The sequence below is a fragment of the Caulobacter sp. SRI_014 genome, assembly GCF_057586315.1.
The window spans coordinates 202,761-222,210 of sequence record NZ_JBYCZQ010000006.1 but is presented as its reverse complement, the minus strand read 5'-3'; the positions used below and the strand labels follow the sequence as shown (position 1 = coordinate 222,210).

General features: G+C 68.2%; 20 protein-coding genes. 9 read left to right on the top strand and 11 right to left on the bottom strand.

Annotated features, from left to right (window positions below; translation table 11 throughout):
• The first annotated feature begins 129 nt into the window (after positions 1-129).
• Together AC2YG9_RS15205 and AC2YG9_RS15200 are read left to right on the top strand one after the other, a co-directional pair.
• Positions 130-996: a 2-keto-4-pentenoate hydratase gene (locus tag AC2YG9_RS15205; RefSeq protein ID WP_487298821.1), complete on the top strand. Its 867-nt coding sequence runs from the start codon at positions 130-132 to the stop codon at positions 994-996.
• A complete protein-coding gene (locus AC2YG9_RS15200) occupies positions 974-2,269 on the top strand; it encodes an MFS transporter (protein WP_487298820.1) in 1,296 nt (431 codons plus the stop codon). Before AC2YG9_RS15205 ends, AC2YG9_RS15200 begins: the two co-directional genes overlap by 23 nt.
• A gap of 201 nt (positions 2,270-2,470) precedes the next feature.
• Here the strand turns inward: AC2YG9_RS15200 and AC2YG9_RS15195 are convergent, their stop codons facing one another.
• The gene (locus AC2YG9_RS15195; RefSeq protein ID WP_487298819.1) at positions 2,471-3,898 is read right to left on the bottom strand and encodes a UdgX family uracil-DNA binding protein; all 1,428 of its coding nucleotides are present in this window, start codon (positions 3,896-3,898) and stop codon (positions 2,471-2,473) included.
• Positions 3,895-5,115 carry a putative DNA modification/repair radical SAM protein gene (locus AC2YG9_RS15190; RefSeq protein WP_487298818.1) on the bottom strand — a complete coding sequence of 407 codons (1,221 nt, stop codon included), beginning with the start codon at positions 5,113-5,115 and terminating at the stop codon, positions 3,895-3,897. The genes AC2YG9_RS15195 and AC2YG9_RS15190 overlap by 4 nt, the downstream gene beginning before the upstream one ends.
• 104 nt (positions 5,116-5,219) lie before the next feature.
• Here AC2YG9_RS15190 and AC2YG9_RS15185 point away from each other — a divergent pair, with 104 nt between their 5' ends.
• From AC2YG9_RS15185 to AC2YG9_RS15170, 4 genes are all read left to right on the top strand, one after another.
• The gene (locus tag AC2YG9_RS15185) at positions 5,220-6,077 is read left to right on the top strand and encodes a transglutaminase family protein (protein WP_487298817.1); all 858 of its coding nucleotides are present in this window, start codon (positions 5,220-5,222) and stop codon (positions 6,075-6,077) included.
• A gap of 18 nt (positions 6,078-6,095) precedes the next feature.
• On the top strand, positions 6,096-6,242 hold the full coding sequence (locus AC2YG9_RS15180; protein ID WP_487298816.1) for a hypothetical protein: 147 nt from the start codon (positions 6,096-6,098) through the stop codon (positions 6,240-6,242).
• A gap of 162 nt (positions 6,243-6,404) precedes the next feature.
• Positions 6,405-7,325 (top strand): hypothetical protein, encoded by a 921-nt coding sequence (locus tag AC2YG9_RS15175; RefSeq protein ID WP_487298815.1) that lies wholly within the window; start codon positions 6,405-6,407, stop codon positions 7,323-7,325.
• Positions 7,326-7,473: 148 nt separating this feature from the next.
• Positions 7,474-8,493 carry an ABC transporter ATP-binding protein gene (locus AC2YG9_RS15170; RefSeq protein WP_487298814.1) on the top strand — a complete coding sequence of 340 codons (1,020 nt, stop codon included), beginning with the start codon at positions 7,474-7,476 and terminating at the stop codon, positions 8,491-8,493.
• Here the strand turns inward: AC2YG9_RS15170 and AC2YG9_RS15165 are convergent.
• From AC2YG9_RS15165 to AC2YG9_RS15135, 7 genes are all read right to left on the bottom strand, one after another.
• The gene (locus AC2YG9_RS15165; RefSeq protein WP_487298813.1) at positions 8,490-8,876 is read right to left on the bottom strand and encodes a VOC family protein; all 387 of its coding nucleotides are present in this window, start codon (positions 8,874-8,876) and stop codon (positions 8,490-8,492) included. The genes AC2YG9_RS15170 and AC2YG9_RS15165 overlap by 4 nt on opposite strands.
• Positions 8,877-8,914: 38 nt before the next feature.
• Complete coding sequence (locus tag AC2YG9_RS15160; RefSeq protein ID WP_487298812.1) at positions 8,915-9,979, bottom strand: Glu/Leu/Phe/Val dehydrogenase dimerization domain-containing protein; 1,065 nt, start codon at positions 9,977-9,979, stop codon at positions 8,915-8,917.
• A gap of 76 nt (positions 9,980-10,055) precedes the next feature.
• Positions 10,056-11,063 carry a lysophospholipase gene (locus tag AC2YG9_RS15155; protein WP_487298811.1) on the bottom strand — a complete coding sequence of 336 codons (1,008 nt, stop codon included), beginning with the start codon at positions 11,061-11,063 and terminating at the stop codon, positions 10,056-10,058.
• The gene (locus AC2YG9_RS15150) at positions 11,060-11,641 is read right to left on the bottom strand and encodes a uracil-DNA glycosylase family protein (RefSeq protein WP_487298810.1); all 582 of its coding nucleotides are present in this window, start codon (positions 11,639-11,641) and stop codon (positions 11,060-11,062) included. The genes AC2YG9_RS15155 and AC2YG9_RS15150 overlap by 4 nt, the downstream gene beginning before the upstream one ends.
• Before the next feature lie 15 nt (positions 11,642-11,656).
• A complete protein-coding gene (locus tag AC2YG9_RS15145) occupies positions 11,657-12,286 on the bottom strand; it encodes a glutathione S-transferase family protein (RefSeq protein ID WP_487298809.1) in 630 nt (209 codons plus the stop codon).
• Positions 12,283-12,591 carry a DUF3253 domain-containing protein gene (locus AC2YG9_RS15140; RefSeq protein ID WP_487298808.1) on the bottom strand — a complete coding sequence of 103 codons (309 nt, stop codon included), beginning with the start codon at positions 12,589-12,591 and terminating at the stop codon, positions 12,283-12,285. Before AC2YG9_RS15140 ends, AC2YG9_RS15145 begins: the two co-directional genes overlap by 4 nt.
• A 21-nt stretch (positions 12,592-12,612) precedes the next feature.
• Positions 12,613-13,521, bottom strand: coding sequence for a hypothetical protein (locus tag AC2YG9_RS15135; RefSeq protein WP_487298807.1), 909 nt, complete (start codon positions 13,519-13,521; stop codon positions 12,613-12,615).
• 50 nt (positions 13,522-13,571) lie between these two features.
• Between AC2YG9_RS15135 and AC2YG9_RS15130 the strand changes: the two genes are divergently transcribed.
• Both AC2YG9_RS15130 and AC2YG9_RS15125 read left to right on the top strand, forming a co-directional pair.
• On the top strand, positions 13,572-14,027 hold the full coding sequence (locus AC2YG9_RS15130; protein WP_487298806.1) for a PaaI family thioesterase: 456 nt from the start codon (positions 13,572-13,574) through the stop codon (positions 14,025-14,027).
• A gap of 289 nt (positions 14,028-14,316) precedes the next feature.
• Entirely contained in the window at positions 14,317-15,315 is a 999-nt protein-coding gene (locus AC2YG9_RS15125) for an MsnO8 family LLM class oxidoreductase (RefSeq protein ID WP_487298805.1), read from the top strand.
• Between the two features lie 3 nt (positions 15,316-15,318).
• On the opposite strand, the gene AC2YG9_RS15120 is transcribed toward AC2YG9_RS15125, so the two are convergent.
• Both AC2YG9_RS15120 and AC2YG9_RS15115 read right to left on the bottom strand, forming a co-directional pair.
• Positions 15,319-15,951 (bottom strand): glutathione S-transferase family protein, encoded by a 633-nt coding sequence (locus tag AC2YG9_RS15120; RefSeq protein WP_487298804.1) that lies wholly within the window; start codon positions 15,949-15,951, stop codon positions 15,319-15,321.
• A gap of 18 nt (positions 15,952-15,969) precedes the next feature.
• Positions 15,970-17,352 (bottom strand): NupC/NupG family nucleoside CNT transporter, encoded by a 1,383-nt coding sequence (locus AC2YG9_RS15115; protein WP_487298803.1) that lies wholly within the window; start codon positions 17,350-17,352, stop codon positions 15,970-15,972.
• A gap of 160 nt (positions 17,353-17,512) precedes the next feature.
• On the opposite strand from AC2YG9_RS15115, the gene AC2YG9_RS15110 reads away from it, so the two are divergent.
• On the top strand, positions 17,513-19,441 hold the full coding sequence (locus tag AC2YG9_RS15110) for a S9 family peptidase (protein ID WP_487298802.1): 1,929 nt from the start codon (positions 17,513-17,515) through the stop codon (positions 19,439-19,441).
• Positions 19,442-19,450: the final 9 nt, after the last annotated feature.

The following is a 19,450-nucleotide window of genomic DNA, read 5'->3' as shown; positions in this document are numbered from 1 at the left end:
CGGATCATCGCGTCGGCCTTTTCGCCGACTGCGGATTGAAAATGACACCGGTTTCCTCTAGAGACAATCCCGACCCCGACAATGGGGCGCCGGCAACGGCGAAGAAAGCTTCGGGGGAGGACCAACGGCTTGAAGGGATCGGCGGCCAGCAGCGCGACCGGCGACATCAGCGCCGATATCGCCCGCGAATTCACGACGGCCCGGCGTGACGCCAGGGCCCTGCCCGACTTTCCCGGCGACATCCCGGCCGCCCTGGCCGCCTCCTATGCCGTGCAGGACGAGGCCCTGGCCCAATGGGGCGAAACCCCCGTCGGCTGGAAGGTCGGCCGCATCGCGCCGGAACTGCAGGGCAAGCTCGGCGAGCAGCGCGTGGCCGGTCCGGTGTTCGCCCGCAACCTCTGGATTTCAGAACCCGGCGAGGTCCTCGACTTCCCGGTCTTCGTCGGCGGGTTCGCCGCCGTCGAGGGTGAGTTCGTCTACCGCTTGGGCGCCGACGCCCCGACTGACAAGACCCGCTGGACCGCGCAGGAAGCCCTCGACCTGGCCGACGCCCTGTTCGTCGGCGTCGAGACCGCCGGCAGCCCGCTGGCCACCATCAACCTGCTCGGCCCCACCGTGGTGGCCAGCGATTTCGGCAACAACTGGGGCCTGATCCTCGGCCAGAGCGTCGAGGGCTGGCGGGACCGGGCCTTCGACAGCCTGACCTGCAAGACCTTCATCGACGGCGCCCTGGTCGGAACCGGCTCGGCCGGCGACCTGCCGGACGGCCCGGCCGAGGCCTTCGCCTGGCTGCTGGGCCATTGCGCGGCGCGTGGCCGGCCGCTGAAAGCCGGCGACCTGGTGACCACGGGCGCGGTCACCGGCGTGCATGACATCGTCGCGGGACAATCCGCGCGCATCGACTTTGGGACTTTCGGTGAAATCCTATGCCGGGCGAAACCGGCGAGGCCGATCGGGGAAGAGGAAACGGTACATGAGCAGCGCGACCGAGGCTGACGCTTCGCCCCCCGCAGAGTCAGGGGCCATCAAGGTCGGCAACTACCGCTGGCTGATCTGCACGCTGTTGTTCGCGGCGATGGTCATCAACTACGTCGATCGCCAGATGCTGGGGGTGCTGAAACCCACCCTGTCGGCCGAGTTCGGCTGGACCGAGACGCAGTACGCCGACATCATCTTCTACTTCCAGGCCGCCTACGCCATCTCCTACCTGCTGTTCGGCCGCTTCATCGACCGGATCGGGGCCCGCTGGGGCTTCGGCATCGCCTTCCTGATCTGGCAGATCGGCCACATCGCCCACGCCGGCGTCAGCTCGCTGAACCAGATGATCGCGGCCCGCGTCCTGCTGGGCGTTGGCGAGGGCGGCGGCTTCCCGGGCGGGATCAAGGCCGTGGCCGAGTGGTTCCCCAAGAAGGAACGCGCCTTCGCCACCGGCCTGTTCAACGCCGGCACCAACATCGGCGCCATCGTCACCCCGCTGGTCGTGCCGGCCCTGGTGCTGGCCTGGGGCTGGCAGGTGGCCTTCGTCGTGACCGGCATCGCCGGCCTGCTGTGGCTGCCGATCTGGCTCATCGTCTACCGCCGCCCGCGCGAGCAGAAGGCCCTCGGCGCCGCCGAGCTGGCCTGGATCGAACAGGACCCGGCTGACCCGGTTGAGAAAGTTGGCTGGCTGAAGCTGCTGACCATCAAGGAAACCTGGGCCTATGCGCTGGGCAAGTTCCTGATCGATCCGATCTGGTGGATGTTCCTCTTCTGGCTGCCGGACTTCCTGTCCAAGAAGCACGGCCTTGATCTGAAGACCTTCGGCATCCCGCTGGTGTGCATCTATCTGCTCAGCGACGTCGGCAGCGTCGGCGGCGGCTGGATGAGCTCGGCGATGATGAAGCGCGGCATGAGCCTCAACGCCGCCCGCAAGACCGCCATGCTGATCTGCGCCCTGCTGGCCGTGCCGGTCTGCCTCGGCGCGGTCGTCGACAACCTGTGGATGGCCGTGCTGATCATCGGTGTCGCCACCGCCGCCCACCAGGGCTTCTCGGCCAACCTCTACACCCTGCCCTCGGACGTCTTCCCACGCTCGGCGGTAGGCTCGGTGGTCGGCATCGGCGGCATGGTCGGGGCCTTCGGCGGCATGGCCATGGCCAAGTACGCCGGCTGGGTGCTCGACAAGATCGGCAGCTACACCCCGATCTTCATCGTCGCCGCCAGCGCCTACCTGCTGGCCCTGCTGGTCGTCCACCTGCTGACCCCGAAGATGGAGCCGGTGAAGCTGTAACGCTTCGAGCGTCTGTAAACCCTCTCCTTCCCACCGTCCTGCGGACGGCGGGCCCCTTCCTCTCCCTCGCGGGAGAGGAGCAAGAGGGCGACAGCACCACAAACGAAAGGCGACCCTCCACCAGCCCCTCTCCCGCGAGGGAGAGGGAGGGGCCCGACCGCGAAGCGGTTGGGAGGGAGAGGGTTTACGGACGCCAGACGATCAGGCCGCCAGTTTCCACGCCAGCGCGAGGTCTTCTACCAAGGCCTTGAACCCCTCTTCCTTCGCCTTCGCGTCCGGCACGCGCAGCAGGAAGGACGGGTGGTAGGTCACCACGCCCTGCGCCTGATCCGGCAGCTGCAGCGCCTGCCCCCGGTTGGCGGCGATCGGCATCGTCTTGCCGAACACCGCCTTTGCCGCCGTCGCGCCGAGCGCCACGATCACCCGCGGCCGGATCAACCGCCGCTCGTGGTCCAGCCACCAGCGGCAGGCGACGCTCTCCGGCGTTTCCGGCGTCTTGTGGATGCGCCGCTTGCCGCGCAGTTCGTGCTTGAAGTGCTTCACGGCGTTGGTGACGTAGGTCTCCTCGCGCGGCACACCGGCCTTCTCAAGCGCCTGGTTGAACAACTGCCCGGCAGGCCCGACGAAAGGCCGTCCCGCCAGGTCTTCCTGATCGCCCGGCTGCTCGCCGACGAACATCAGCCGGGCCCGCGCCGAGCCCTCGCCAGGCACGCCCTGGGTCGCATCCCGCCAGAGGTCGCAGCGGCGACAGGCGTCGACGAAGGCCGCCAGGTCCTCCAGCGACTGCGGTTGCCCGTCTGCGAACGGCGCGGCCGGCGCGGCCCGCACCGCCTTGCCGGCGTGTCTCGACGGCGACGTGGGCGCGGCGGCGACCATGGCGGCGGTCCTTGTCCCGGCGGAGGCGATCAGGTCGGGAATGAGCCGGGCCTCGGGAAGGTTGCGCCAGTAGCGCTTGGGCATCTCGGCCTGCATGGCCTTCACCTTCAGCCGGGCGGGGTTGAAGATCGAGGCGTAGTAGGTCCGCCAATAGTCCTCCAGCACGTCGTCGGCCGGCGCCTGGTCGCGGGAAACACCCGGCGAGAAGCTGAGCTCGTCGCCGTTCCAGTGGCAGCAGAGATCCGGGGTCAGGATCGAGAACCGCATCCCCGCAAACCGCCGCACGAAGAAGCCGGCGGTTCGCTCGACGACGAAATGGGCCGGCTCGAACCAGGCGGCGTAGGCTTCCGGCTCGGCGCCCTCGATCCGCCGGAAGCGGACGAAGGCCTTCATCTTGTGGCTGGCGCGGGAGACGTTCTTGGCCATCTCGCGGGCCCGGGCGACGTCCGGGTCGGTGATGTCCAGCATCAGGCTCGGCTCGCGCTCAAGTCGCCAGAGCAGGCGGTACAGCAGGTCGAACCGCTCGTCGTCGCGGTGGCAGATGACGTCCTGCGCCAGGTCGACAAAGGCGCGCGGCGTGCGGAAGGCGGGCGCGGCGGCCTCCTCGACCCCGCCCTGCTCGGCGAAAAGGTCTCCCTCCCCCGCCACGGCCCAGGCCACCGTCGTCGGCGCCATGCCCTGCAGCCGCAGCGACCGGGCCGCGTGGCGCCAGCCCTCGAAGTCTGTCGGCCCCTGCAGTCGCGCCAGTCTCAAAGCAGCCTCGGCTGCTCGAGCGCAACCTGGGCCCGCAGATCGAGCCGGTCGGTCAGCGAGCCCGGCGTCCAGTCCTCGGCGACGATGAAGGGTTTGACCTTCTCCACCCCGCGCGCCAGCCGCTTCACATCCTCCAGCCGCAAGCGCTTCTGACGGCGCAGCGCGATCAGCCGGTCGACCGTCTTCACGCCCAGCCCCGGGGTGCGCAGCAAGGTCTCGCGGTCGGCCTTGTTCACGTCGACCGGGAAATCCTCGCGATGGGCCAGGGCCCAGGCCAGCTTGGGATCGATCGCCAGATCGAGGTTGCCTTCGTCGGCGACGATCTCCTTCCGCTCGAAGCCGTAGAACCGCATCAACCAGTCGGCCTGGTACAGCCGGTGCTCGCGCAACAGCGGCGGCCGCTCCAGAGGCAGATTGCGCGAGGCGTCGGGGATAGGGCTGAAGGCCGAGTAGTAGACCCGCCGCAGGCCATAGCCGCCATAGAGCCGGGCGCTGCGGTTCAGAATCTCGCCGTCGCTGCAGGCGTCCGCCCCGATGATCAGCTGTGTGGACTGGCCCGCCGGGGCGAACCGCGGCGGTCGGGTCTTGCGGCCCTTCTCCTTGCCCTCGTCGATGGCCAACCCCACTCCGCCCATCGCCTTCTTGATCACCCGCACGTCCTTCTGCGGCGCCAGTTGGCTCAGGCTCGCATCGCTCGGCAGCTCGATGTTGATCGACACCCGGTCGGCGTAGAGCCCCGCCTCCAGCACCAGGGCCGGCGAGGCCTCCGGGATCAGCTTGAGATGGATGTAGCCTCGAAAGTCGTGGTCCAGCCGCAGGGACTTCGCGACCCGCACCATCTCCTCCAGCGTGTAGTCGCCGGATCGGATGATGCCCGAGGAGAGGAACAGCCCCTCGATGTAGTTGCGCTTGTAGAAGCCCAGCGTGAGGTCGACGACTTCCTGCACCGTGAACCGCGCCCGGGCCACGTTCGAGCTGACCCGGTTGATGCAGTAGGCGCAGTCGTAGATGCAGAAGTTGGTCAGCAGGATCTTCAGCAGGCTGATGCACCGCCCGTCCGGCGCATAGGCATGGCAGATGCCCATGCCCTCGGTCGATCCCACCCCCTTGCCGCCCATCGAGTTGCGCTTGCTGGAGCCGGAGGAGGCGCAGGAGGCATCGTACTTCGCCGCGTCGGACAGGATGGAGAGTTTACGCTTGAGATCGAGCACGGCCATGCCCGACCTATAATGTTCCTATTTTGTTCTAACAATGGCCATCACGCGAAAAGTGTTTGGAACCAAAGGCTTCCCGCACGGTTCTGCCCTGCGTGGCACGCCTCATGATCCAGCACGAAACCCGCTACCGCTACGAGAAGCCGGTGGCGTTCGGGCCCCAGCGTCTGCTGGTCCGGCCCCGCGACAGCCATGGACTGAAGGTCGAGAAAGCCTCCCTCGCCGTCGGACCGCCGGGCGGCATCCGCTGGACCTACGACGCCTACAGCAACTGCGTCTGCTGGTTCACGCCTGAAGGCGAGGCTACTGAGCTGGCGATCATCAGCCAACTGGTCATCGAACGCTTCCCCGCCCCGCTGGCCCCCTTTCATCCGGATAATCCGCACACCGCCCTGCCCATCACCTACGGCCAGGACGAAAAGGCTGCCCTGGCCCCCTACATCGTCCCTGACAGCGAGGACGATCCGAGCGTCACCGCCTGGCTGCATGAGCAGGCTGGTCCGCCCGGCGAACCAGCGCTCGACTTCCTGCTACGGCTGAACCGGACCATCGACGCCTTCGCCTACCGGGCCCGGTACGAGGAAGGCGTCCAGACGCCGGCCCAGACCATCGCCACCCGGTCTGGCACCTGCCGCGATTTCGCCTGGCTGATGGTCGAAGTCCTGCGCCGGGCCGGCTTTGCGGCCCGGTTCGTCACCGGTTACCTGCACAGCCCGGCCGCCACCCTGCGCGGCGCCGGCGCGACCCATGCCTGGTGCGAGGTCTTCCTGCCGGACCTTGGCTGGACCGAGTTCGACCCGACCAACGGCCTGGCCGAGTCTCCTGACCTGATCCCTGTCGCCGTCAGCCGCACGCCGCGCGAAGCCGCCCCGGTCAGCGGAATCCTGATCGGCGATCCGGGCCGGCGCAGCCTCACCGTCAACGTCACTGTTTCCGCCGCCGACGACCTGGCGGCAGCCGCCTGAAGCCTGGAGTATTGCGTCATGACCTCGAATTTCCAGCAGCAGGAACCGGCCTGGAAGGACGCCTTCCCCAAGTCCGCCCCGGAACCGCAGCATGGCCAACCGGCCCAGAAAGAGGCGACCAGAAAAGAGGACAAGGCGGTCCCCAAACGCCGGCCCGCGCACTGACCGCTCATATCGGGCGTAAGTTCGGCGACCCACGATACGAAAAGTGATCGAATGGGGCTCGCCTGCCCCGCGACTGGGCTTGCTAGCCGCCCACAGCCGGTTAACGTTCCTTAACGCGGAAGGGGATCGGGGGAGCTTATGCGGCCGATAGCCGGAATTGCCTTGACGAGCCTGACCGCCGTGTCGATCGCGGCAATGTCGGCTGTTTCGGTCACCGGCGCCGCCTCCGACGGCCTTTCCGACACCAACCTTCTGAAAGACGCCAACATCTCCGGGGTCTTCTCCGGGGCCGCCCGCGTGCCGGACGACCCTGACGCCCCGATCCGCACCGCCCGCTTCGATGATACCCCCGGGCCCACCGTCGAACTGGCCGGCGGCCCGGCCAAGCCGATCATCCACCCGGCCCAGATCGTCGAGATGGCCAGCGCCGACGCCAGGCCGGCCCCCGACGCCAAGGCCGTGATGCTGGCCCGCTTCATTCCCAAAGCCGATCCGGCCCCGACTGGCTATGCCGAGCCGCGCGTGGCGGCCTACGCCACCCCGGCCGTGCGCCAGGCGATGGCGCCGTCCTCGGCCCCGGCGCCAATGGGCCTGTTCAATCCGCTGCGCCGGATCAGCCTCAGCCTGACCAACGAAAGCCCGCTTAACCCGGGCTCGGGCCTGTCCTTCGGCGGCCGTGACAGCCGCCAGAACCCGGCCGCCCAGCAGATCGCCCCACGCGGTCGGCTGTTCGACACCAAGCGCCTGGGGGTCCAGGTCGACGTCTCTCCGGCCCGCACCAAGAAGGGCCGCTGGTTCGCCTTCGCCGCAACCTCGGGCGATGCGCTGGGCTTCAATTTCGGCGACAAGAGGCGCAACAAATCCCAGCGATGGTCGGTCGAGAAGCTGGCCGAGTACGGCAAGGTCCAGCTCGGCATCGGCTGGCGCAAGGGGCCGATGCAGATCTCCGCCGCCGCCACCCAGCGCGAAATCGGCGCCTACGGCTACAAGCGTGACGACACGGTCTTCGGCCTGTCCTTCACCATCAGCGGCGGCAAACGCCTGCCGGCGCCCAAGGCCCGGCGCGGCATGCCGCGCGACTAGGGTTTCCACTGCCCGTCGACCCACACTACTAAGGGAGCGTGTCCGACCTCCCCGCCGCCCAGGTGACCCTGCTGGCCGTCCCGATCTATCTTGCCCTCGTCCTGCGGGCCGGCGCCATCATCAGCGGCCACCGCCGACGGGAGGAGGCATGAACCTGGCCCTGGAAGTCCGTGACGTCCGCCGCACCTACGGCGAGGAGCGGGCCCTGCGCGGCGCCAGCCTGACCCTCGAGGCGGGCCGCATCACCTGCCTGCTGGGTCCCAGTGGCTGCGGCAAAAGCACCTTGCTGCGCCTGATCGCCGGCCTGGAGCCCGTCGACAGCGGCGAGATCCTCAAGGAGGGCGCGGTGGTCTCCGGCGCGGGCGTCCATGTGCCGGCCGAGCGGCGCGGCATCGGCCTGGTCTTCCAGGACTACGCCCTGTTTCCGCATCTCAGCGGCTTCGGCAACGCCGAGTTCGGCCTGCACGGCCTGCCGCCCGCCGAACGCAAGCGCATGGCCGCCGACGCCATGGCCCGGGCCCACATCTGGCAGCGCGGCGAGGCCCATCCGGCCCAGCTGTCCGGAGGCGAGCGCCAGCGGGTGGCCCTGGCCCGCGCCATCGCTCCGGCTCCGTCGGTGCTGCTTCTAGACGAGCCCTTCTCGGGCCTCGACGGAATGCTGCGGGCCCAGGTCCGCGACGCTGCCCTGGAGACCCTGCGCGAAAGCGGCGCGGCCGTGCTGATCGTCACCCACGATGCCGAGGAGGCCATGCGCATGGGCGACCAGCTGGCCCTGATGCAGTCGGGCGCCATCCTGCAGGCCGGCACGCCCGAGGACTGCTACCTGCGCCCGACCAGCGTCGACGCCGCCCGCCTGTTGGGTCCGGCCAACGCCTTGAGCGCCCGCATCGAAGACGGTCAGGTCCACACGGCCTATGGCCCCATCCCGGCGGGCCCCGGCGGCGACACCGTCATCGCCCGGCCCGAGGCCTTCATGCTTGCCGACGATGGCGTCGAGGCCGAGGTGATTGAACGCCATTTCGCCGGCGCCCGTTGCGACGTCAGGCTGCTGGCCAACAACAGCGTCGTCACGGCGGGGTTACCCAGCCTTACGGCCCCTCATGTCGGTCAGCGCATCCGCGTCCGCCTCGACCCGGCCCTCTGCACCGTTGTCACCGAAGACGATTAGGCCGCCGCGTTGTCCGGCTGCATGACCCCGAAGATATTGCCCTCGGTGTCCTTCAGATAGGCCAGCCAGCCGACGCCCGGGATCGCATGTTTCGGCAACGCCTCGGTCGCGCCGCTGGCCACCGCGGTGTTCAAGCTGGCGTCGAGGTCTGTGGTGTCGATGGTGCAGACATAGCCGAAGACCGGCGCGCCCTCGGCCGGCGCGGGCCCTTGCCGCTTGATCAGACCGCCATTGATCCCGGGCTGATCGTCCGGGCCCGTGGTGATCAGGCTGTAGAAGCCCGGCTGGAACGGCGTGAAGGTCCAGCCGAACACCGCCGTGTAGAAGGCCGAGGCGCGGTCTAGGTCCTCGGCGTGGATTTCGAAGTGAATGGGTCTGCCCATGACGTCCCTCCCTTGAGCGTGAGAGACGCTACGCCCGCCTATTTGCGGGCGCCAGCCGCGATGCGCTCGCGGGCCATCTCGTTGGCCACGGCATGGGTGGGACGCCCCTCGGCGACCGCGCGGTCCAGCACTTCGGCCAAGGTCAGAGCCAGGGTATCAAGCTTGGTATCGACCCAGGCCTGGTCGAAGGCGCTGTCGGTCTCCAGGCCGCGGATCTCGGCCGCGACGTTGATGATGCCGCCGCCGTTGATGACGTAGTCGGGCGCGTAGAGCATGCCCTTCTCGAACAGCGCCTGGCCCACTTCAGCGGATGCCAGCTGGTTGTTGGCGCCGCCGGCCACGACCCGGCCCTTCAGGCGGCCCAGGGTGTCGAAGCTGACCGCGCCGCCCAGGGCGCACGGCGCGAAGACCTCGGCGTCGACATCGAAGATGGCGTCCGGGGCAACGACCTGGGCGCCGGTGCGGGCCGCCACGGCGTCGAGCGAGGCCTGGTTGACGTCGGTGATGATCAGCTTGGCGCCGGCCGCATGCAGCTTGTCGGCCAGGTAGGCGCCGACATGTCCGACACCCTGGATGGCGACGGTGACGCCGTTCAGGTCACGGCCGTAGGCGCGTTCGACGCAGAGGCGCACCCCCCGGAACACGCCCTCGGCGGTCACCGGGCTGGGATCGCCGGAGGCGGCCTTGTGGCCCTCGAGACCGGCGACGTAGCGGGTTTCCTTGCGGGCTTCTTCCAGGTCGGCCGGCGAGACGCCGACGTCCTCGGCGGTCCAGTAGCGGCCACCGACCCGCTCGACAGCGCGACCGAAGGCCTGGAACAGTTCAGGCGTCTTGTCCTTGCGGGCGTCGCCGATGATTACCGACTTGCCGCCGCCCAGGTCGAGGCCGGCCATGGCGTTCTTGTAGCTCATCGCCCGCGACAGCTTCAGAGCGTCTTCAAGCGCCGCCTCGGCGCTCTCATAGGGCCACATGCGGCAGCCGCCGGCGGCGGGGCCGAGCGTCGTCGAATGCACCGCGATGATGGTCTTCAGACCCGAGGCCGGATCGGCAAAGGCGTGGACGCCTTCGTGGCCTTCAAAGGACGGAGAATCGAACAGGGTCATGCCAAAAACTTCGCGATTGGGGGAAGAGCGATGCGCGATAGGCGATCTACGCCGCACGAGCCTTCCTCACAACCCTTCAAACGCGGGAAGGCTTCATCCCGGGTCCGGGGATGCGGGGCGCCCCGGATGGCAGCGGCGCGTCGGGGTTCAACATAAAGCTGGCGGCGTCGTCGATGACCGTCTGGCGCTGATGGTCGCGGATCAGCAGGTGGTAGCCCTTGGCGTAGAAGGCGGTCTTGTCGCCGGGCTTCAGCCGCGCGGCCGCCTGGCGTGACGGCGCCTCGGGGATGACCTGATCGTTGGCCCCATACAGGTAGGCGACCGGAACCTTGACCGCGCCGATCTCCTTCCAGGCCGCCTCCATCAGATCGACCAAACCGCTGATGGTGTCGGGCCGGGCTCCCCAGATCATCAGCCTGTCGCGGCCCATGGCGATCATCTCCTCGGTGTTGTCCGAGGGGTGGATGGTATTGGTAAGCCAGCCCGGCGGCTCCACCGGCTTGCCGGGACTGACCCGCGCGGTGATCCACAGGACGGTCTTGTAGGGCAGAGGCTGGCTGGACCATCCCCAGACGGCCGGGGCCAGAAGCAACAGACGGTCAGCCGCCGGCGGACGGTCCGAGGCGAAGGCGCAGATGGCCACCGCCCCGCCCATGCTCTCGCCCGCCACGACGACGGGGACGCCCGGATGCCGGGCCTTGATCAGGGTGACGAAGACCCGCAGGTCCTCGCTCATCAGCTCACGCCCGGCCCAGATGCCTCGTCCGACCGAGCGGCCGAACCCCCGCTGGTCGAAGGCATATGTGGCGACGCCCCGCGCCGCCCAGTCCGGCGCCGCCAGGTGAAAGGCGTTGGCGTAGTCGTTCATGCCGTGCAGGCCGACCAGCACGACCTTGGGCTCGCCCTCGGTGGGCCAGCTGCTGACCCCCAGACGCGCGCCGTCGAAACTGACGAACCATTCGCCATCGAAGTTCGGGCCGCTGAAGCCGGCGGCCGGGGTCAGCGGCGTCTGCAGGGCCATGGGCGCGCAGGCTCCCAGGGCCGAGGCGGCGACGGCGCTGAACAGGAACAGGCGGCGGTTCATGCGCCAAGAATGTCAGCGACGCGGTGGCGAAGATAGGGCGTCACCTCGTCCTCGAACCAAGGGTTGCGCCTCAGCCAGGCGGTGTTGCGCCAACTGGGATGCGGCATGGGCAAATAGTGCGGCAGATACTCCCACCAGGCCGCCACGGTGTCGGTCATTGTTCGCTTGGCCCGGTCGCCCAGCGCCCAGGCCTGGGCATAGCTGCCGACCAGCAGGGTCAGCTCCATCTTCGGCAAGGCCGCCATCAGGCGCGGCCGCCAAAGCTGCGCGCAGCGCGGCGGCGGCGGATAGTCGCCGCCCTTGGGATTGGTCCCCGGAAAGCAGAAGGCCATGGCGGCCACGCCGATCCTCGGCCCATAGAAGGCGGCCCGGTCGATGCCCATCCAGGCCCGCAGGCGATCTCCGGACGGATCGTCGAACGGCAGTCCGCTCTCATGCACCCGCCTGCCCGGCGCCTGGCCGCAGATCAGCAGTCGGGTCTCGGCCGAGACCCGGGTGACGGGCCTAGGCTCATGCGGAAACTCGCCTGCACAGGCGCGGCAGGCGGCGATGTCGGCGAGGACGGCGTCGAGGCTCATCCCCGCCTAACGCTTTCAGCCGCCAAACATCTTGGTTTCGGCCGCCACCATGCCGGCGAAGGACGGCCGGGCCAGCATGTCGTCGGCCCAGGCCCTGGTCTTGGGCCAGCGGCTCAGGTCGAATTTCAGGTGCCGCAGATTGGCGAACGGGCTGGCGACGGCGAGGTCGGCCAGGGTCAGGCTGTCGCCGACCAGATAGCCGCCCGGGGCCGGCACATGCGCTTCCAGATAGTCGAGCACCGGCTCGAGGGCCTTCTCGCCCTTCTTGGCCGCTTCTTCGTCGCCCGGCATGCCGAGCAGGGGCGCGACAACGCGGTTGAAGAACATCGGCCCGGCGGCGCCGACCATGATGGTGTCGGCGAACTCCTCGTACCAGACGACTTTCGCCCGGGCCCTGGCCTCGGTCGGGATCAGCGCCGGCTCGGGCTTGGTGGCCTCGAAATAGTGGATGATGGCGCTGGAGTCGCAGACGGTGAAGTCGCCGTCGCGCAGGGCCGGAATCTTGCGAAACGGGCTGGCGGCGTCGAACTCCGGATCAGGCTGGCCGAACCGGGTCGGCTTGCTGGTCACCTGGATGCCCTTCTCGGCCGCGGCGGCCAGGGTCTTGCGGACAAACGGCGACAGCGTCGCTCCATAGACGATCATTCTGTTTCTTCCCCTTGATCCCAAACACTGTCGGGGGCGTCGCCGCTTGGAATGACGTCGCCTTCCATGGGCAACCTAAGCCTATAGACGCCCTTGAAGCTATCGGGATTGGCCGGCTTGTTGTGCCGCAGGATCACCACCTGGCCGGCCCGCGCCATGCCGATGGCGGTCGACCGCACCTGGCCCAGCGCCCGCTGCCAGCGCTCGGGCAGAATGATCTTGGCCACATTGGCCGGGTCGATGCTCTTGCCGGCCGGCAGGTCGGCGAGCTGGGAGAGGATGGCGTCTTCGATGGGGGAAGTCATGGCCCCTCCATACTCCCGCGCTCAGCGATAGGGATAGTCCGCAAAGAGGGCCCATTTGCCGCCCCGCCGAACCAGCATGCCCGAGGTGACCACCGGCTCGCCGAATTCCTCGGGTTCGTCGATCAGTCCCCGCGCGATCAGCTTCAGGTCGCGGATCGAGTCAGCCTTGCCCTCGAACCCCACCGCCAGGGTGTTGCGATCAGCCAGGAAGACCACGGGATTGCCCAGCCCCGTCGCCTGCAGCTTGTCCCAGAAGGCGTCGACGGCCAGCAGACTGCTGGCGGAGCCGTTTCGGGTGGTGAGCACCACGATGGACCCGGCCTCCGCGCCGTCGGCCTCGCCGATCCGCCCCTCGGTATTGGCGATGGCCCGGGTCCAGGCCGCCTCGACCGAACCCAGGGTCTCGATCAGATCGTCCGACGAAACATAGAGGTACGCCTGCGGTTGGTCGGATACGATCAGCATGACCAGGTCGCCCGGCAACTCGCGATAGGCCAACGGGCTCTGCGGCCTGCCGTCCTTCTGCGGCTTTTTCCGCAGTTCGGCCTGGGCCGTGAGGAAATCCTTATGCCGGACCACGACCATGGCGTTCTCCGGCGTGATCAGCGGGCCGTCCTTGCCGGCATTGGCGCTCAGGCCCGCGTGGCGCTGCAGGAGTTCGCCCAGCGTCTCGGGATTGGCGCGGTAGCGACGATAGGCGTTGTCGAGAAAGGCGGTCTGCTCCTCGTCGCCGGGCTTGGCGATAATGCGCAGTTCGGTCTCCGAGATGATCCGGACCTTGGAGCCGGGCAGTTGACGCTGGACCTCGGCGATGAAGGCGTCGCGGAACTGCAGCGGGGTCAGCGGCTCGGCCGCCGCGGCAAGACCAGCGCCGGCCAACCCGCAGGCCAGGACAATCACCGCCGAAATTCGCCAAATCCAGGATCGCATCGTCGGCCCTCCCCCGCTATCTACGCTGCAACAAGCAAGGGGATACACAAATGGACGGCGGCAGCGAAGCACCCAGCGGCGGACCCCGCTCGATCACCGCAGGCGACTGGGCCGGCTGGAAGTCCTGGACCAGCGATCCGTTCGAGAACCAGTCCGGGCCGTTCTATTTCCGTGAGGACGCTGACGGCCGGGTCCACTGCGCCTTCCGCGCCGAGCAGAACCACATGAACGGCGGCGGCTTCATGCACGGCGGCTGCATGCTGACCTTCGCCGACTTCTGCCTGTTCGCCATCGCCCACAAGGAGTTGGAGGGCGGCCATTCAGTCACCGTCAGCCTCGGTGGCGAGTTCCTCGGCCCTGCCCACGTCGGCGACCTGATCGAATGCACCGGCGAGGTGACCAAGGCCGGCAAGTCGATGGTCTTTGTCCGTGGCCTGATCCAGACCGGCGGCGCCCCGATGATGAGTTTCTCGGGCGTGGTGAAGCGGGTGGCGCGGCGTCTGTAAGCCGCGCTCATCGCGACATGAAAAAAGCTTCATGCCGAATTACGTAGGGTTAAGTTGAAATCCGAACGTCGATCTCCCACGTACACGCTCCAAGGACACGGGAGATTTGGCCATGAGGAAACTGTTCCTCATTTTTTGTTCGTCGCTGGTGCTCAGCACCGCGGTTGCCGTCGCGGGCCTCAGCAGCGCTCGTGACAACAACCTCTACACCACGATTTCGCGCAGCGTCTGACCGCTTGCGCCCCGGCCACTTGCGCGCCGCCTTGGCGCCGGGCAGGAACGGCAGGGCATGACCCTGCCCCTTTCCATCCTCGACCTCTCGACGATCCAGGCCGGCGCCACACCGGCCCAGGCCATTCGCGTGAGCGTCGAGCTGGCCAAGGCGGCCGATGCCTTGGGCTACCGCCGCTACTGGCTGGCCGAGCACCATTCGACCGACTCCCACGCCGGGACCGCGCCGGAAATCCTGATTGCCGCCCTCACCCAGGCGACCAGCCGAATCCGGCTGGGCAGCGGCGCCGTGCTGCTGGCCAACTACAGCCCCCTGAAGGTGGTCGAGCAGTTCATGACGCTCGAGGCCCTGGCCCCGGGCCGCATCGATCTGGGGATCGGCCGGGCCATCGGCGGCGATGAGTTGACGGGCCAGGCCCTGCGCACCGCCGGCCTGCAGAGTTTCCCGACCTTCTTCAGTCTGATGCAGTCCTGGCTGCTCGACGCCGGCGGCAAACAGCCCTTCCCGCTCAACCACCCGGCCAAGGGCGTGCGCGCCCAGCCCTGGGGCCGCAGCCACCCGGACCTGTTCGTGCTCTGCTCCTCGGCGAGCAGCGCCGCCATCGCCGGACAGCTGGGCGTCGGCATGGTCTATGCCGAGTTCATCACCGGCCAAGGCAGCAAGGCCGCCATCGACGCCTACCGCGCCGCCTTCCGCCCATCGCTGTTCCGCCGCGAGCCGCACGCCGCCATCGCGATTGCGGCCTTCGCGGCCGATACGGACGAAGACGCCCGCCGGATGGATACACCCCGCATAGCCTGGGTGGTGGGCGAGGCCGAAGGGCTGAAGGAGCCCTACCCCTCCCTTGAGGTCGCGCAGGCCCGGCTGGCGGAAAAGGCCGGCCATCCGGCCATCGCCGAGGCGCAAGACCGCGCCCTGATCGGGGATGGTCCGACTGTCCGCGCCGGGCTCGCCGCCAAGCTGGCGGAAACGACCGCCGACGAGCTCTTCGTCATCGCCGCCGGTCCGACCCTGGCCGATCAGGTCCGCTCGCTGGAGCTGATGGTCGGCCCTTAGGTCCTATTGAGGGGCCTTCACGCCCGCCGCCGCCGCCGGCCGGGCCAGCATGGCGTCATACCAGCGCCTGGCCGCCTCCATCTCCTCGGGCACGGCGAACTTGGCCATGCGGGAGAAGTCGATGGCCGTGGCCGCGACGATGTCGGCCATGCTGATGCGGTCGCCGGCGATGAACTCGTTATCCTTGAGCTGGCGGTTGAAGATCTTGATGGCCCGGGTCCCGCCCGCCAGGTTGCTGGCGGCGATCTCGGGGATCTGGGTCTCCAGCGCCGCCAGGGCCGGGTGGCTGTGGCGCACGGCAAGCATCAGCGGGGTGGCCAACATCATCTCCACCCGGCGCAGCCACATCTCGAACACCGCCGCCTCCTTGGGATTGCGGCCGAACATGTTGGGCTCGGGATAGACGCTTTCCAGATAGCGGCAGATCGCCACCGACTCGGTGATGGTCGTGTCGTCATCGATCTCCAGCGCCGGCACGTTGGGCAGGCCGGCCTTGGACAGGAAGCTCTTGGTCTTGTGCTCGCCGCTGAAGACATCGAGGTTGACGATCTCGACCCCCTCCGGATTGCCCTTCTCGGCCAGGAACCAGCGAACCCGGCGCGGATTGGGCGCGCGGAAACTGTCGTAGAGTTTCAAGATCTTATCTCCCCAACTTTATTTCTTTTCCGGCGTCGCCGCCGACGGCTGCTCGATGGCCGGCGCCGGCTTGGCGGGCGGAGCCTCGGCAGGCGCGGGCGCGGCGGCGGGCGGCGCATCCGGTGCAATGCCGAACAGTTCGCGCGGCATCGCCCCAACCACGGCGGCGGTCATGCAGGTGGCCAGGAAGCCCGCCAGCAGCGCCTTCCACACCATGCCGATCACCTCGGCCCGCCGCTCGGGCATCAGCACGCCAAGGCCCGACACGGTGATCCCCACCGATCCGACATTGGCGAAGCCGCACAGGGCGTAGGTCATGATCATCCGGGTCCGCTCGGTCATCTCGCCGGGCGCGATGGCGCCCAGCTGGATGAAGCCGATGAACTCGGTCAGCATCAGCTTGACCCCCAGGAGGTAGCCCGCCTTGCCCGCCTCGTTCCAGTCGATGCCCAGCGACCAGGCCAGGGGCGCGAAGAGGAAGCCGAGGATGCGCTCGACGCTGACCTTCTCGCCGCCGACGGCCGGCAGCAGGCCCAGCAGTTCATTGCCGATGGCCACCAGGGCCACGAAGACGATCAGCACGGCGCTGACGTTCAGCACCACCATCAGTCCGTCGGCCACCCCCTTGGTGATGGCGTCGATCGAGCTCTCGTAGCGCAGCAGCGAGGTGTAATCGACGTTGACCCCGCCCTCGCCCTTCTTCTCCGGGACGATGATCCGGGCCAGCAGCACACCGGCCGGGGCCGAGACCACCGACGCCACCAGCACGTGCGCGGCGGCGTTGGGCAGGCTGGCCTTCAGCACCAGGGCGTAGGCCACCATGGTCGAGCCGGCCACCGTGGCCAGGCCGACGACCATCATCATGAACAGTTCGGAACGGGTGAGCTTGTCGAGGTAAGCCCGGATAATGATGGGCGTTTCCACCATGCCGACAAAAATATTGGCGGCCGTCGCCGTGGCCGAGGCGCCGCCCATGCCCATGGTCTTCTCGAACAGAAAGCCGAAGCCCTTGATGATCCACTTGAGAATCTTCCAGTGCCACAACAGCGCCGACAGGGCCGAGATCACCAGGATCAGCGGCAGCACCTGGAAGGCGAAGACAAACCCGGCGCTGGGGTTGGTCATCGGATAGGGAGAGGGACCCCCGCCCAGATAGCCGAACACAAACTGCGTGCCCTGGGCCGTCGCCGCCGCCAGGCCGTCGACCACGCCGCTGATGCCGCTGACAACCCCGCGCAGGACCGGCACGCCGAAGAGCAGCACGATGAGCCCGACCTGGACGACCAGCGCGCCGATGGCCAGCCGCCAGGGGAAACCCTTGCGGTTCTCCGAGACCAGCCAGCAGATCAGCAGGGTCGCCGCCAGCCCGACCAGGCTCTGGGCGTTCTCAAGACGAAACATGGTCCACTCCCGAGCGCCCGACTCCCCGCCGGCTATCCGCGCCCCAACGGTCGATTGACTACGAATGGGCGTCCCGGCGCAAGGCGGCTCACGGTCGGACCAACGGTTGCCCGGCGCGGGCCGCGATGACATCGTTCGGCAAATCCCCGGAGGCCTCAGCATGAAACGCCTTGCCGCCCTGCTCGCCGCGCCCGCCGCGGTGCTGCTGATCGCCGCTGGTCCGCCCGATTGGCCGAACAAGGAGGACATTCCGGTTCCCGGCCCTGTCAGTGTCGGCCTGGCCGGTAGCGACGAGGTCGATACGACCCGTTACTTCCTGGCCCAGGGTCCCAGCAACGGCAGCCTGTCGCCGGACGGCCGCTGGCTCGTCTACCTCAGCAAGATCACCGGCAAGCCCCAGGTCTGGATCGTCGATGCGGTGAATGGCGGCGCGCCCCGGCAGCTGACCTACGGCCTCGGCGTCGACGCCGTTGTCTGGATGCCCGATGGCAAGTCCATCCTCTATTCGGCGGACCGCGGCGGCGACGAGCGCTATGGCTACTACCGCATCACGCCAGACGGCATCCGCGAGGCGGTGGTGTTTCCCGCCTCCGAGGCCTTCATCTACTTCGGCGACTTCACCAGCGACGGCCAGCGGGTGATCTACGGCTCGACCGCGCGCAATGGCCGCGATTTCGATCTGTTTTCAGCCTCGCTGGCCGGCGGCGATGTCCGGCCCGTCATGCAGGGCCGGATGGGCTTCTATCCCTACAGCGCCCAGCCCAATGGTTCGCTGATCGTCGTCCTCGAGGCCCGAGGCGAGGCGGCCAATGACGTCAGCCTGGTTGACCTGAACACCGGCAAGGAGGCTGTCCTGTTCAAGCCCAAGGGGCCTGCGGCCTACGACGGCTTCGAATGGACCCCGGACGGCAAGGGCTTCTACCTGACCACCGACGAGGGCCGCGAGTTCACCGCCCTCGCCCACTACGATCTCGCCTCGGGGAAGACCCGGATCGTCGAGGCGCCGGACGCCGATGTCGTCCGCGTCATCGTCACGCCCGACGGCCGCTACCTGATCTGGAGCACCGATGAGGGCGGCTTCCACACCCTCCACGGCCGTGACCTGAAGACCGGCAAGGCGCTGAAGATTCCGCGCCTGCAGCCGGGGACCTACGGCCTGGACTACGCCGGGCAAGGGGCGTTCCTGTCGATCCATGTCAGGGGGCCGGCGACCCCGGGCGAAATCTGGCGCTGGGACGTGGCGGCGGGCAAGGCGAACATGGTCGTCGCCCCGGACGCCGCCGGCCTCGACCTGTCGGCCATGGCCATCCCGACCGTGGTCCGCTTCAAGGCCCGCGATGGCGTACCGCTCAGCGGCCTGCTCTACATGCCCTCAAAGTCCAAGGGGGATGCGACAGGGAAGGTCCCCGTCTACCTGCGCCTGCACGGCGGCCCGACCAGTCATGCCCGGGCCGATTGGAAGCCGGAGATCCAGAATCTGGTGGCCAACGGCTATGCGGTGCTCGATTTCAACTACCGGGGCTCGACCGGGTCCGGAAAGACCCTGGCCACGCTCAACGACCGCCGCCTGCGGGTCAACGAGGTGGGCGACCTGATCGACGCTGTCGCCTGGATCAGGCAGCAGCCGGGCCTCGACGGCTCGAAGGTCGCCGTCGGCGGCGCCTCCTACGGCGGCTATCTGACCAATGCCGTTCTGGGCGCCCACCCGGGCGTCTTCGTTGCCGGGGTCAGCGAGGTCGGGGTCGCCGACTGGGTGCGGAACCTGCAAGACGCCTCGCCGCAGCTGAAGGCCTCGGACCGTCTGGAATACGGCGACATCGACAATCCCGACGACCGCGCCTTCCTCGCCTCCATCTCGCCGATCAACAACGCCGGCAAGATCAAGGACCCGCTGCTGCTGCAGGCCGGGGCCAACGATCCGCGCAACGGTATCGGCGAGCACGACGAGTTCATCACCGCCATCCGCAAGGCCGGCGGCGTGGTCATCTACCGTCGCTACAACGGCGAGGGTCACCAGATGACCGACCTGGCCAACATCGTCGACTACAACCGCACCAAGGCCGCCTTCCTGAAGGAACATTTCAAGTAAGGCCGCTTG

Excerpts from the sequence above, each read along its gene's own strand:
- AC2YG9_RS15150 (WP_487298810.1), bottom strand. The coding sequence starts at position 11,641 with ATGAGCCTCGACGCCGTCCTCGCCGACATCGCCGCCTGCCGCGCCTGT.
- AC2YG9_RS15200 (WP_487298820.1), top strand. The coding sequence starts at position 974 with ATGAGCAGCGCGACCGAGGCTGACGCTTCGCCCCCCGCAGAGTCAGGG.
- AC2YG9_RS15155 (WP_487298811.1), bottom strand. The coding sequence starts at position 11,063 with ATGAACCGCCGCCTGTTCCTGTTCAGCGCCGTCGCCGCCTCGGCCCTG.
- AC2YG9_RS15190 (WP_487298818.1), bottom strand. The coding sequence starts at position 5,115 with ATGGCCGTGCTCGATCTCAAGCGTAAACTCTCCATCCTGTCCGACGCG.
- AC2YG9_RS15165 (WP_487298813.1), bottom strand. The coding sequence starts at position 8,876 with ATGGGCAGACCCATTCACTTCGAAATCCACGCCGAGGACCTAGACCGC.
- AC2YG9_RS15115 (WP_487298803.1), bottom strand. The coding sequence starts at position 17,352 with ATGTTTCGTCTTGAGAACGCCCAGAGCCTGGTCGGGCTGGCGGCGACC.
- AC2YG9_RS15185 (WP_487298817.1), top strand. The coding sequence starts at position 5,220 with ATGATCCAGCACGAAACCCGCTACCGCTACGAGAAGCCGGTGGCGTTC.
- AC2YG9_RS15145 (WP_487298809.1), bottom strand. The coding sequence starts at position 12,286 with ATGATCGTCTATGGAGCGACGCTGTCGCCGTTTGTCCGCAAGACCCTG.
- AC2YG9_RS15160 (WP_487298812.1), bottom strand. The coding sequence starts at position 9,979 with ATGACCCTGTTCGATTCTCCGTCCTTTGAAGGCCACGAAGGCGTCCAC.
- AC2YG9_RS15110 (WP_487298802.1), top strand. The coding sequence starts at position 17,513 with ATGAAACGCCTTGCCGCCCTGCTCGCCGCGCCCGCCGCGGTGCTGCTG.
- AC2YG9_RS15170 (WP_487298814.1), top strand. The coding sequence starts at position 7,474 with ATGAACCTGGCCCTGGAAGTCCGTGACGTCCGCCGCACCTACGGCGAG.
- AC2YG9_RS15180 (WP_487298816.1), top strand. The coding sequence starts at position 6,096 with ATGACCTCGAATTTCCAGCAGCAGGAACCGGCCTGGAAGGACGCCTTC.
- AC2YG9_RS15140 (WP_487298808.1), bottom strand. The coding sequence starts at position 12,591 with ATGACTTCCCCCATCGAAGACGCCATCCTCTCCCAGCTCGCCGACCTG.
- AC2YG9_RS15125 (WP_487298805.1), top strand. The coding sequence starts at position 14,317 with ATGACCCTGCCCCTTTCCATCCTCGACCTCTCGACGATCCAGGCCGGC.
- AC2YG9_RS15130 (WP_487298806.1), top strand. The coding sequence starts at position 13,572 with ATGGACGGCGGCAGCGAAGCACCCAGCGGCGGACCCCGCTCGATCACC.
- AC2YG9_RS15135 (WP_487298807.1), bottom strand. The coding sequence starts at position 13,521 with ATGCGATCCTGGATTTGGCGAATTTCGGCGGTGATTGTCCTGGCCTGC.